A 12,356-nucleotide genomic window follows, 5' to 3' on the forward strand; every position below is an offset into this window, starting at 1 on the left:
ACCCCGGAAGCTCCTCGCGAACGAGCCCGGCCCTGCCCGGCGGGCGGCCGGAGCCGGGCCCGCCCCTCGATAGGGTTGGCGCATGGATCGTGACGGCGTGGAGCGCCTGCTCGCCGAGGCGGGCGTCGACGGCAGGCGGCTGCGGCACGCCCTCACCCTCCTGTGCGACGGCCAGTGGTGGTCCCTGGCCGGCCTGGTCCGGGAGACCGCCACCTCCAGGCGGACCATCGAGGCCCTGCTGCGCGAGGTGCGCCTGGAGCGCTCGGGCGAGACGTTCCGGGTGCCGCCCGGCGACACGCCGGCCTACCAGGACCTGCTGGCCATGGCGCCGCCGCCGGAAGACCCGGTGGCCCACCTGCTCCCCCACTACCCCGGCGTGCTCGAACGCCTGACCGCGCTGGTCGCGGGCGCGCCGCGGGCCCGGCACGTGCTCGACCACGTCTCGGCCACCCCCGAGACGGCCCTGCGGCGCGCGCTGCTGCTCGGGGCGCGGTTCTGGCTGCCCGGGGCGCGGCTGCTGTGCGTCGGCGACCACGACCTGACCTCGCTGGCCGTCAAGCTGGTCCATCCCGAGACCGACGTCACGGTGGTCGACGTCGACGAGCGCATCCTGGCCTACATCGACGAGCAGGGGCTCGGGGTCCGCACGCGCTGGGCCGACCTGCGGCTCGGGCTGCCGGCCTCGGCGCGGGAGCACGACCTGGCCTTCACCGACCCGCCGTACACGCCGGAGGGGATCGGGCTGTTCGCGGCACGCGCCGTGGAGGGGCTGAAGGACGACGGGCGGGTGCTGGTGGCGTACGGGGCCAGCGAGCGTACGCCGATGCTGGCCTTCAAGGTCCAGCAGGCGTTGTCGGAACTCAACCTCGCCTACGAGGCGATCTATCCGGATTTCAATCGCTATTTCGGGGCGGAGGCGATCGGCTCGGCGGCCGACCTCTACCTGCTGCGTCCCACGACCAAGACCCGTCCGGCGGTCAACGCCCGGCTGGGCCGTCAGGCCACGGCCATCTACACCCAGGGCCCCCAGGCGGTCGAGTCGGCCCCGGCGGCGGCCCCGGCGCCCGAGCTGGCCGGGTTCGAGGCTGACCTGCTGGTGGGCGAGTGGCCCAAGGAGCTGCCCCAGCCCCGGGTGCGGCCGGCGACCTGGCTGGCCAAGCCGTACGCGGCGGCCGTCGAGCGGGTGGCCGTCACGCTGCCGCCGGGGCTGGAGGCGGCGCTCCCCCGCGTGCTGCTCGCCACCCGCGCCGGGCACGTGCGCGTGTGGGGGGCCGACCTGCCGCCGCTGCCCGAGGCGCTGTCCGCCGTCTACGAGCTCCGCCGGACGGGCGGGGCGCTCGACGCCGTCCGCCGCCCGCAACCCGCCGGGGCGGCCGACGCGGTGCTGCGCCGGATCCTCGACAACGGCCACGCCAAACTCGCCAACACCTGGCGGGAGGCCCTCATCGCGGTGGCCCGCGACCAGGGCACGGCGCTCACCAAGAACGAGGCCCGCACCCTCATCCGCCAGACGGCTCCCTGGTCCGACGACCTGACCCCGCTGGAAGCCCCCCTCCACCGCCTGGCCGATCTCCCCGCCGCCGTCGCCACCACCGTCACCGCCCTCACCACCACAACCCTCTGACCTCCGGCGACACACCGGACGGCAGGTGGGTGGTGGACGGTCAGGTGGCGGCGAGGATGCGGTTCTGGACCACGCGGCCGAGACCGTCGAGGGCGACCAGGGCCGTGACCAGGCCGTCGGCGGAGACCGTGCCGCCCGCCCAGCTCACCGTCACGTAGTGGCCCATGGCGCGCGCCTGGGCACGGCTGCGGGCGGCGTCGAACGCGGCGTCCTGCCGGACGAAGCCGTCCTTGCCCAGAGCCGCCACCAGGGCGTCGGCCGCGCGCCCGTCGGGCAGGTTGAAGATGGCGAACTGCCCGGCCAGCCCGTCGCCCTCGTACGCCGCCGAGAGCACCTGCGTGCACCCGGACGCCGACGCTCCCCACAGCACCTCGTCGCAGTCGTCGTGCTCCTGCGTGGAGACCCGACGCAGCGCGCCGAGCGTCTGCGTCTCGGCGGTGAAGACCTCCTGCGCGGTCAGCGGCGCGGCGTCGGCCTGACGGGAGTCGACGGCCGCGTAGAAGGCCGAGGTGGGCTCGCCCCGGAAGGCGGCCGGCCGCGGCTCCTCCGGACGCAGCCACAACCACCCGGCCACGGCGACCGCCAGCACCCCCACGGCCACCCCCGCCACCACGACCACACGACGGGACCTCACGCGACCGCCTCCCCGGCCAAGGGCATGACGACCGCTTTCCCGATCGCGACCGCCCGCGGCGATGTCACGAGGCCGGGCCCGTGATCGCGACGACGCGGCGGTAGACCGACTTCTCGGCGCCGCGCAGTGCCAGGGTGACGGAGACGAAGTCGTCGCGGGCGGTGGGGTCGAGGCCGTCGGTCTTGCCGAGCCAGACCAGGCCGACGTAGTGGCCGAGCGCGTAACCGCCGCCCTCGGAGTAGCCGCCCGCCGGGAAGGCCGCCTTGGACGAGGTCAACGGCCGTGCCCAGCCGCCCCGGTAGAGCGTCTTCAGGGATTCGACCAGGTCGCCGGCCGACTGGCCGTCCTTGAGGTTGAGCAGCGTGTACTGGCCGACGTAGCGGCCGTCGGAGCTGACGTACAGGCCGCGGGCCGCCTGGAGGCAGTCGGCGTCGGCCACCTTCTCCAGCAGGGCCGTGCCCCACAGGGCGGCCGAGCAGTCGGCGTCGATGCGCTTGGCGGCGAGCTTGAGCGTGAGCTTCTTGGAGACCGCGAGCTCGCTCTGCCCGAACACCTCCTTGTCGGTGAGCTCCCGGCTGTCCTTAACCCGGTCGGCCAGGGCCGCGAACAGCTTGGGCGAGCTCCAGCCCTGGTAGGACATGGGCATCGCGGCGTCCGGGCCGAGGACGGCGGCGTTGGCCTCCCGCTCGGGGGCGTAGTCGCCGAGCGAGCCGACGACCGCCACCAGCCCCGTCGCGCCCGCGACGACGCCGATGACCGTGGCGATGATGACGATCAGCCGCTGCTGCTGCGGACGCAGGCCCCACTCGGTGAGCACCGGGAACTGCCAGTCGGAGCGCGGTGTGCGGCGCCGTTTGCGCGACCCCGAGCCGGTCGGGAACTCGGCGGACTCCCCGGTCCTTCCGGACTCCGCGGACGATCCCGACGCCCCGAACGCGGCGAAACCCTCGTCCGCGTCGTCGTGCCCGCCGCCGTCGGCGGGGGCGCTCCGGCGTCCCGGACGGGACTGCTCGCCGCCGTCGGCGGCCGTGCTGCGACGGCCCGTACGGGCGGCCTCCGCCAGGTCGTCCATGCTCGCGGCCCAGACGGAGTCGTCGTCGTCCGCCGCCCGCCTCCTCCCGCGAGCCGTCTCCCCGCCGTCGTGGGCGCGCCTGCCCCGGGACGCCTCTCCGCCGTCCTGGGCACGCCTGCCGCGGCCGGGCTCGGCGGCTGCCTGGGCACGTCTGCCCCGCTGGGAACGTCTGCCGCGCGGCGCGTCGGCGTCGTCGGGCGTGGACGCCCCCGGCGCGGCGGGCTGCGCGGCGGGCTGCGCGGCGGGCTGCGCGGCCCATCCGGCGTCGGAAGCCGGGGACGCGGAACGCTGACCGTCACTCCGCTCGCCACGAACCGCCCACTGCGCGTTGGATCCCTGCACATCACCACGAGCCGCCCACTGCGCGTCCGACCCCTGCGCGCCGGAGGCGGCGGGCCACTGCGCGTCCGGGCCCTGAGAGCCAGAACCGGCGGGCCACTGCGTGTCGGACCCCTGCGCGCCAGGACCGGCAGGCCACTGCGCGTTAGAGCCCTGAGAGGCGGCGGGGCCAGCGGACCACTGCGCGTTAGAGCCCTGAGAGGCGGCGGGACCAGCGGGCCACTGCGCGTTAGAGCCCTGAGAGCCGGAACGAGCCGCCCACTGTGCGTCGGAGCCCTGAGGGGCGGGTTGCGAGGGCCAGGAAGCGTCGGAGCCCTGGTGGGCGGGTGGGCGGGCGGCCCAGCCCGCGTCGGCGGGCTGTGGCGGGCGGGCGGCGCGGCGGGCCGCCCAGAGGTCCTGGCCGCCGTCGCCGCCGGTCGCCGGCTGCTCGGGGGCTGCGGCCTCGGCGGCGCGTGCGGCGGAACGGCGACGAGCCCGCCCGGACCCCGCGCCACGCCCGCCACGCGAACCACCGGCTCGCCCGCCGCCGGCAGCACCGGCAGCACCGGAAACACCGGCAGCGCCGGGAGCGCCGGCAGCGCCGCCGGGAAGGCCGGAACCGTCATGGGTGCCAGGAGCACCGCCATACCCGCCCGAAGCGCCGCCGGTGCCCGGAGTGTGGTCGCCGGTGCCGGCGGAGTCGCCGGAGCGTCGTCCCGATCTCACAGTCCTGACGCCCCGATCAGGTTGCCCAGCCCGTACGTGATGCCCGCGGCCACCACGCCCACCAGGAGCTGACGCAACCCCGAGTACCACCAGCTGCGCGCCGTCACGGCGGACACCAGCGCGCCCGCCCCGAACAACGCCGCGCACGACACCACGGCCGACAAGGTAAGCCCCTCGACTCCGAACAGGTACGGCAGGAGCGGCAGCACCGCCCCCACACTGAACGACAGGAACGACGACACCGCCGCCACCTTCGGCGAGGGCAGCGCGCCGGGAACGACACCCAGCTCGTTCTGGGTGTGGATCTCAAGGGCCCGCTCGGGATTGCGGGAGATCTGCCCGGCCACCGCCGCGGCGAGGTCGGGCTCCACCCCCTTGTCCACGAACGACTGAGCCAGCTCGGCCAGCTCGGCCTCGGGGTTGCCGGCGAGCTCCCGCTGCTCCACGGCGATCTCGGCCTGGGCCAGTTCGCGCTGGCTGGCCACGGAGACGTACTCGCCGCCCGCCATGGACAGGGCCCCGGCCGCCAGCCCGGCCACGCCGCTGAGTGCGACGACCTTGGTGGTGGCGGTGCCGCCCGCGACGCCGGCGATGAGCGCGAAGTTCGACACCAGGCCGTCCATCGCGCCGAACACCGAGGGCCGCAACCAGCCCCCGCTGACGTCGCGATGGCGATGGTGGATCTCCGCGCCGCCGGTCATCGTGGGTTCTTCTCCTTCGCCGCGGCATCGTCGTCCGCGTCGGTGTCGGCGGGTTCTGCGGGTTCGGCCGGACCGTCGCCCTCATCGGCGGGCTCGGCCGCCACGGCGGCAGGCGCGTCGGACGAGCCGGGATCGGCCTGGCCGCTCTCGTGCGCCGGATCGACCGCGAGATCGAGCGGCACGACCCGCTCCTCGGTGTCCTTGTTCCTGGTCAGCCAGAGGTAGACCAGCGCGCCGACGAACAGCACGATGGACGTCCACTGGTTGAGCCGCAGGCTGAGGAAGGTCACCGCGTGGTCGACCCCGCCGACCGGGTCGATGCGCAGGCCCTCGATCCAGAAGCGGCCCAGCGTGTAGCCGGCGACGTAGAGGGCGAACAGCCGCCCATGCCGCAGCGCGAACCGCTTGCCCGCCAGGATGAGCAGGAAGCCGAGCGCGACGTCCCACAGCGACTCGTACAGGAAGGTCGGGTGGTACAGCACGCCCGGCTCGCCGCCGTGGTCGACGTCGATCTCCAGGCCCCACGGCAGGGTGGTCGGGCCGCCGTAGAGCTCCTGGTTGAACCAGTTGCCCCAGCGGCCGATGGCCTGCGCGAAGGCGATGCCCGGCGCGACCGTGTCGGCGACGGCGCTCATGGAGATGCCGCGCTTGCGCACGGCCCACCACACGCCGACGCCGCCGAGCGCGATCGCGCCCCAGATGCCGAGCCCGCCCTCCCAGATGAACAGGGCCTGGTACGGCTTCTTGATCGCACGGCTGCCGAAGTAGGTCTGCCAGTCGGTGATGACGTGGTAGAGCCGGCCGCCGATCAGACCGAAGATCACCGCGGGGACGGCGATGTCGATGATCGTCCCCTTCTGGCCGCCGCGGGCGACCCAGCGCCGCTCGCTCAGCCAGACGGCGACGACGACGCCGAGCACGATGCACAGGGCATAGGCCCGGATCGGGATGATTCCGAGATACCAGACCCCCTGGGAAGGGCTGGGAATCGAGGCTAGGGGCATGTCAGGTGAGGGTAGCGCAGCCTGCGGCTACTTGGCGGCCTTCGTGACCGCATCGCGAAGTTGCTGCGGCGAGAACGCCGCCTCGCCGATGCTGGTGCCGTTGAGCTTCACGGTGGGCGTGCCCTCGATCGACTGCGCCGACATGATCTTCGTACTGTCGGTCAGCACGGCGGGAGCGTGCTTCTGGGACGTGACGCAACTCTCGAAATCGGGCGAGGTGACCCCGGCCTCCTTGCCCCACTCGACGAGCTGGTCGGTCTTGAACCCCTCGACGGTCTCGGCCGGCTGGTTCTTGTAGATCAGGTCGTGGAAGGCCATCCACTGCCTGCCGTCGGCGACGCAGCGGGCGGCCGCCGCCGCGCGTACGGAGTTGCCCTTCGTCGGCTCCCTGGAGAAGATCGTGATCGGGTGGAAGACGACCTTGGCCTTGCCCTCGGCGGCCAGGTTCTTGAAGGTCGAACCACTGACCCGCTCCAGCTCCTTGCAGACCGGGCACTGGAAGTCCTCGTAGATGTCGACCACCGGCTGGGTCACGCCCGCCTTGGCCATCACGGCGCTGCCGTCGGGCTGCAGGGTGATCGGCGCGAGCTCGGCGCCGGCCTGCTCCGACTTGGAGGAGTTGAGCGAGAACCACGCGCCGAGGCCGACCGCGGCCACCGCGACCACGGTCGCCGTGGTGTAGGTCACCAGCTTCCTGCGCTTCTCCTGGGCGCGGGCCGCCGCCTGCTGCTCTTTGATCTTCTCGCGCGCCGACATGTTCCCGTCAGACTTGGTGCGCTGCGCTTTGCTCATCCTCGATCTCCTCTTCGTCACCTGTGTCCTCCACGGCACCCGCCAGTCCGAGCGCCCCGTCGAGGGCGAACCGTCCCGGCGGGAAGCGGGCCGTCCATGCGCCGAGCAGCACCAGGCCGAAGTCGCGCAGGATGTCGAGCAGGTAGGCCGGCTCCTGTCCTGTCTCCAGCTGGCCGCCGCCGCCGAAGCAGCCGCAGTCGATCCGCAGGCCGTGCGCCCAGGCCCAGGCGATGCCGAACACGAAGGCGAACATGAGCAGCGCGGCGATCACCGCTGCCGCCCTGGTCAGCAGACCGACGACCAGCAGCACGCCGACGACGATCTCCAGGATCGGCAGGACATAGCCCACCATCTCGGCGATCGACTCGGGCAGCAGCTGGTACGCCTTGACCGCGACCACGGAGTCGGACGGATTGCCGATCTTCAGCGCCCCCGCCGCGATCAGCACGCCCCCCAGGATCAGCCGGGCGACGGTCGTCACCCAGAGTATCGCCGATCTGCCGTTGTGTGACGGTTGTGACGCGGCCACGGGTGATCTCCTCTTTCTCTGCGCCGGGAATGCGCACAGTACCGGGACATCATCCGATCACGCTCGGGATAAGCGTCGGCTAAGGCAGAGTCCCGTTCATGAAATGGTAGGAAGTCCACGATACTGCTGCGCCCGGAATTCGCTCGGCGGCAGACCGGCGCGCCGGGTGAACAACCTGGTGAAATAGGCCGGGTCGTCGTAGCCGACGCGCCGGGCCACGGCGGCGACCGGCAGGTCGGTGGTGGCCAGCAGGTCCTTGGCCCGGTTGAGCCTGATGGACAGCACATAGTCCTTGGGGCTGCACCCGGCCAGCCGGCGCACGGCGCGGCGCAGCTCGGTCAGCGGCATGCCGAGGCGCCTGGCGTGCTCGGCGACCGGCACCGGCAGGCACGCGTCCCTGGCCAGCCCGGCCAGCACCGGGTCGCCGTAGGGGTCCTCGTCGGCGCGGCTGCGCCTGAGGGCGACCAACACCTCGTGCACGATGGCCGAGGTCTCCACCTCCAGGTACGGGCCGCCCCTGCGGCACGCCTGGGCGATGCGGCCGATGGCGTGGGCGGCCGGTTCCGCCGTGGTGAGCGGGGTGACCGGGTTGCCCGCGTCCACGAAGCCGAGGTCCTGGTAGGCGGTGGCGGCGGGGCCGGCGAAGTCGACGAACCACTCGTCCCAGCCGGCCGCGTCGGGCGCGTAATGGTGGCGTACGCCGGGCAGGAGCCAGATGACGGCGGGCGCGACGACCTCGACGACGGGCCCCTCCCCCTGGGAGAACCAGCCGCGGCCCGCGGTCACCAGGACGGCCACGTGGTGCTGCAGGGTGCGCGGCCCGACCGTGGGCAGCCGCCCCTCCTGCCGCCCGACGCCGAGGCACACCAGGCCGAGCCCGCGATGGGCGGGCCCCGGGGTCAGGTACTGCATCCACTTGTCGTAGGGCGGGGTCATCCGGTCTCCGCGGGTGAGTCCAACAGGTTGTCTGGGTTTGTCCATGGCCGTTGACCTGCGGTCTTGGCAGTGTTGCCGGGCGCGAAATCCTATCGGAGGAACAGTTATGGGTGTTTTCTCGGTCGAGAACGGAGTGTTCCGGCTCGACGGCACGGAGTTCAGGGTGTTGTCGGGCGCCATGCACTACTTCCGGGTGCATCCCGGGCAGTGGCGGCACCGCCTGGCGATGCTGCGGGCGATGGGGCTGAACACCGTCGAGACGTACGTGCCGTGGAACCTGCACGAGCCGCGCAGGGGCGAGTTCCGCCGGATGGAGGAGCTGGGCGCGTTCCTGGACGCGGCGGCCGAGGAGGGGCTGCTGGCGATCGTCCGGCCGGGCCCGTACATCTGCGCCGAATGGGACAACGGCGGCCTGCCCGCCTGGCTCACCGGCCGGATCAGGACCTGCGACCCCGAGTACCTGGGCCACGTGGACCGCTACTTCGACCGGCTGCTCCCGCAGGTCGTCGAGCGGCAGGTGACCCGCGGCGGCAACGTGATCATGGTCCAGGTGGAGAACGAGTACGGCTCCTACGGCAGCGACCTGGCCTACCTGCGCCACCTGGCCGACGGCCTGACGGCCAGGGGCGTCGAGGTGCCGCTGTTCACCTCCGACGGCCCGGCCGACTGGTACCTGACCGGCGGCACCCTGCCGGGCGTGCTGGCCACGGTGAACTTCGGCTCCGACCCCGACCGGGCGTTCGCCGCGCTGCGCGAGCACCGGCCGGACGACCCGCCGTTCTGCATGGAGTTCTGGTGCGGCTGGTTCGACCACTGGGGCCACAAGCACATGACCAGGGACGCCGGTGACGCGGCCGCCGTCCTGGAGCGCATCCTCGAACTCGGCGCGTCGGTGAACCTGTACATGGCGCACGGCGGCACCAACTTCGGCACCTGGGCGGGCGCCAACCAGGCCGGCGAGCGGGCGATGGGCGACTGGCGGCCGACCGTCACCTCCTACGACTACGACGCGCCGATCGACGAGCGCGGGGCGCCCACCGAGAAGTTCTGGCGCTTCCGCGAGGTGTTGTCGCGGTACGCGGGCGAGCCGCCGGCGGTGCCGCCGGTCCCGGCCGTGCTGCCGCCGGCGACGTTGCGGCCGGTCCAGTCGGTGTCGCTGCGCGACGCGCTGGAGGCGGTGGCGGGGCCGGGGACGAGCGCGCCGGTGCCGCCGTCGTTCGAGGAGCTGGGGCTGGAGCACGGGCTGGTGCTGTACCGGGCGGAGGTGCCGGGGCCGCGCGGCGCGTACCGGTTGCGGCTGCCCGGGCTGCGCGACCGGGCGCACGTGTTCGTGGACGGCCGGCTCGCCGGGGTGTTCGAGCGCGACGCCGAGGAGCCGGAGGTGACGGTGTCCGGCCCCGCCACGGTGGAGCTGCTGGTGGAGTCGATGGGCCGGACGAACTACGGGCCGCTGACCGGCGAGCGCAAGGGCCTGACCGGCGGGGTGCTGCACCACCAGCAGTACCTGAACGGGTGGAGCGCGCGGCCGATCCCGCTGCAGGACGTCTCCGCCGTGCCGTTCGCCGACGGCCCGGAAGCCGGGCCCAGGTCGTTCTTCCGGTTCGTCCTGGAGGTGGACGAGCCCGCCGACACGTTCCTGGCCCTGCCCGGCTGGGGCAAGGGGTACGTCTGGGTGAACGGCTTCTGCCTGGGCCGCTACTGGGACCGCGGCCCGCAGCGCACCCTCTACGTCCCGGCCCCGCTGCTGCGCGCCGGGACGAACGAGATCGTCGTCCTGGAGCTCGACCAGGTGGGCCAGGCCCTGGAACTGCGCGCGGAACCCGACCTGGGCTGACCGCGGCGGCACGACATGACGAAGGCGCGCCCCAACCGGGGACGCGCCTTCGTGACGATCGAGACAGCCCGCAGAGGGCTCAGCGGCGCACGCCGCGGGCCATGTCGCCGGCCAGCGCCATGATCGACTCGCGCCCCGCAGCCTCGTCGGGCGCGTCGAGGATGCGGCGGATGAACGCCGACCCCACGATCACGCCGTCGGCGTAGCGGGCCACCTCGGCCGCCTGCGCGCCCGTGCCGACGCCCAGACCCACGCAGACGGGCAGGTCGGTGTGCGCGCGGGTGCGCTTGACCAGGCCCTCGGCCGCCGAGTTCACGCTCTCCCTGGCGCCTGTGACGCCCATCAGCGAGGCGGCGTAGACGAAGCCGGTGCAGCAGTCGACCACGGCCTTGATGCGCTCCTCCGTGGAGCTGGGCGCCACCAGGAACACCGTGTCGATGCCCGCCTCGGCAGAGGCGGTGCGCCACGGCTCGGACTCCTCCGGCGTCAGGTCGGGCGTGATCGTGCCCACGCCGCCCGCGTTGGCCAGGTCACGGGCGAACCGGTCGGCGCCGTAGCGGTCGATCGGGTTCCAGTACGTCATGACGAGCGTGGCGGCCCCCGTGGCGGCGACCCCCTCGACGGTGCGCATCACGTCGGCGATGCGGGTGCCGTTGACCAGCGAGCGGTGCACCGCGTCCTGGATCGTCGGCCCGTCCATGAGCGGGTCGGAGTAGGGCAGGCCGATCTCGATGACGTCGCAGCCCGCCTCGACCAGGGCCGCGGCGGCGGCGATCGCGCCGTCCTTGGACGGGAAGCCGGCAGGCAGGTAGCCGACGAGCGCGGCCCGGTTGTCCGCCTTCGCCTTGGCGAAGACCGTCTGAAGAGTCGTCATGTCTGTCCGTTTCGAAGGTCGAGTCCCACCATGATGCCCTGCCGCAGGCCGTCTTCCGGTCGCCCGCGCCGCGCTGCCGGGGGCGTCAGAGGTTGAAGTACTTCATGGCGGTGCCCATGTCCTTGTCGCCGCGCCCGGACAGGTTGACCAGGATCGTCGACTCGGGGCCGAGCTCGCGGCCCAGCTTCAGCGCGCCCGCCAGCGCGTGGGAGGACTCGATGGCCGGGATGATGCCCTCGGTCCTGGCCAGCAGCGAGAACGCCGCCATGGCCTCGTCGTCGGTGACGCCGTGGTAGGTGGCGCGGCCGGAGTCCTTCAGCCAGGCGTGCTCGGGGCCGACGCCCGGGTAGTCGAGCCCGGCGGAGATCGAGTGGGACTCGATCGTCTGGCCCTCGTCGTCCTGGAGCACGTACGTGCGCGAGCCGTGGAGCACGCCCACCGAGCCGGCGGTGAGGGTGAGCGCGTGCTCGCCGCTCTCCAGGCCGTGGCCGGCCGCCTCGTAGCCGTGCAGGGCCACGCCCTCGTCGCCGATGAAGGCGTGGAAGATGCCGATGGCGTTGCTGCCGCCGCCGACCGCCGCGCACACGGCGTCGGGCAGCCCGCCGGTCAGCTCCAGCATCTGGCGGCGGGCCTCGACGCCGATGATGCGGGCGAAGTCGCGCACGATCTCGGGGAACGGGTGGGGCCCGGCGACGGTGCCGAACAGGTAGTGGGTGGTGTCGACGTTGGTCACCCAGTCGCGGAACGCCTCGTTGATGGCGTCCTTCAGCGTCTTGGAGCCGTTGTGGACGGGCACCACGGTGGCGCCGAGCAGCTTCATCCGGGCCACGTTGAGCGCCTGGCGCTCGCAGTCGACCGCGCCCATGTAGATGACGCACTCCAGGCCGAGCAGGGCGGCCGCGGTGGCCGTGGCCACGCCGTGCTGGCCGGCGCCGGTCTCGGCGATCACCCGCTTCTTGCCCAGGCGCCTGGTCAGCAGCGCCTGGCCGAGCACGTTGTTGATCTTGTGGGCGCCGGTGTGGGTGAGGTCTTCCCGCTTGAGCACGATGCGCGCGCCGCCGGCCTCCTGGCTGAAGCGCTCGACGTCGGTCAGCGTGGTCGGCCGGCCGGCGTAGGTGCGCAGCAGGTGGTCGAACTCGCGCAGGAACTCGGGGTCGGTCTTGGCCTTGTCGTAGACGGCGGCCACCTCGTCGAGCGCGGGGATCAGCGCCTCGGGCACGTAGCGGCCGCCGAAGATGCCGAACTTGCCGTGCAGGTCGGGGTCGTTGCCGTACGCCGCGCCGCCGGCCAGGTCGGCGGCGCTGAGGATGGA

The 12,356-nt window shown here is 73.1% G+C and carries 11 protein-coding genes; 2 read left to right on the forward strand and 9 right to left on the reverse strand.

Going from position 1 to position 12,356, the window contains the following annotated elements:
- The first annotated feature begins 82 nt into the window (after positions 1-82).
- On the forward strand, positions 83-1,624 hold the full coding sequence (locus ABT158_RS28130; protein WP_352358331.1) for a bis-aminopropyl spermidine synthase family protein: 1,542 nt from the start codon (positions 83-85) through the stop codon (positions 1,622-1,624).
- Positions 1,625-1,664: 40 nt separating this feature from the next.
- On the opposite strand, the gene ABT158_RS28135 is transcribed toward ABT158_RS28130, so the two are convergent.
- From ABT158_RS28135 to ABT158_RS28165, 7 genes are all read right to left on the reverse strand, one after another.
- The gene (locus ABT158_RS28135; RefSeq protein WP_352358333.1) at positions 1,665-2,258 is read right to left on the reverse strand and encodes a hypothetical protein; all 594 of its coding nucleotides are present in this window, start codon (positions 2,256-2,258) and stop codon (positions 1,665-1,667) included.
- Between the two features lie 64 nt (positions 2,259-2,322).
- Positions 2,323-3,672, reverse strand: a complete 1,350-nt coding sequence (locus tag ABT158_RS28140) for a hypothetical protein (protein WP_352358335.1) — start codon at positions 3,670-3,672, stop codon at positions 2,323-2,325.
- Between the two features lie 698 nt (positions 3,673-4,370).
- Complete coding sequence (locus tag ABT158_RS28145; protein ID WP_352358337.1) at positions 4,371-5,075, reverse strand: VIT1/CCC1 transporter family protein; 705 nt, start codon at positions 5,073-5,075, stop codon at positions 4,371-4,373.
- Positions 5,072-6,079: a prolipoprotein diacylglyceryl transferase gene (gene lgt / locus ABT158_RS28150; RefSeq protein WP_352358339.1), complete on the reverse strand. Its 1,008-nt coding sequence runs from the start codon at positions 6,077-6,079 to the stop codon at positions 5,072-5,074. The genes ABT158_RS28145 and lgt overlap by 4 nt, the downstream gene beginning before the upstream one ends.
- A 27-nt stretch (positions 6,080-6,106) precedes the next feature.
- Positions 6,107-6,871: a DsbA family protein gene (locus tag ABT158_RS28155; protein ID WP_352358341.1), complete on the reverse strand. Its 765-nt coding sequence runs from the start codon at positions 6,869-6,871 to the stop codon at positions 6,107-6,109.
- Positions 6,843-7,400: a MauE/DoxX family redox-associated membrane protein gene (locus tag ABT158_RS28160; RefSeq protein WP_352358343.1), complete on the reverse strand. Its 558-nt coding sequence runs from the start codon at positions 7,398-7,400 to the stop codon at positions 6,843-6,845. The genes ABT158_RS28155 and ABT158_RS28160 overlap by 29 nt, the downstream gene beginning before the upstream one ends.
- 96 nt (positions 7,401-7,496) lie before the next feature.
- Positions 7,497-8,336, reverse strand: a complete 840-nt coding sequence (locus tag ABT158_RS28165) for a helix-turn-helix transcriptional regulator (protein WP_352358345.1) — start codon at positions 8,334-8,336, stop codon at positions 7,497-7,499.
- A gap of 106 nt (positions 8,337-8,442) precedes the next feature.
- On the opposite strand from ABT158_RS28165, the gene ABT158_RS28170 reads away from it, so the two are divergent.
- Complete coding sequence (locus ABT158_RS28170; RefSeq protein WP_352358347.1) at positions 8,443-10,170, forward strand: glycoside hydrolase family 35 protein; 1,728 nt, start codon at positions 8,443-8,445, stop codon at positions 10,168-10,170.
- 79 nt (positions 10,171-10,249) lie between these two features.
- On the opposite strand, the gene trpA is transcribed toward ABT158_RS28170, so the two are convergent.
- Together trpA and trpB are read right to left on the reverse strand one after the other, a co-directional pair.
- Positions 10,250-11,044 carry a tryptophan synthase subunit alpha gene (trpA, locus tag ABT158_RS28175; protein WP_352331346.1) on the reverse strand — a complete coding sequence of 265 codons (795 nt, stop codon included), beginning with the start codon at positions 11,042-11,044 and terminating at the stop codon, positions 10,250-10,252.
- A gap of 85 nt (positions 11,045-11,129) precedes the next feature.
- The gene (gene trpB, locus ABT158_RS28180) at positions 11,130-12,353 is read right to left on the reverse strand and encodes a tryptophan synthase subunit beta (protein ID WP_502911575.1); all 1,224 of its coding nucleotides are present in this window, start codon (positions 12,351-12,353) and stop codon (positions 11,130-11,132) included.
- Between the last annotated feature and the right edge of the window lie 3 nt (positions 12,354-12,356).

The organism is Nonomuraea sp. NPDC001636, assembly GCF_040298265.1.
Classification (GTDB): domain Bacteria; phylum Actinomycetota; class Actinomycetes; order Streptosporangiales; family Streptosporangiaceae; genus Nonomuraea.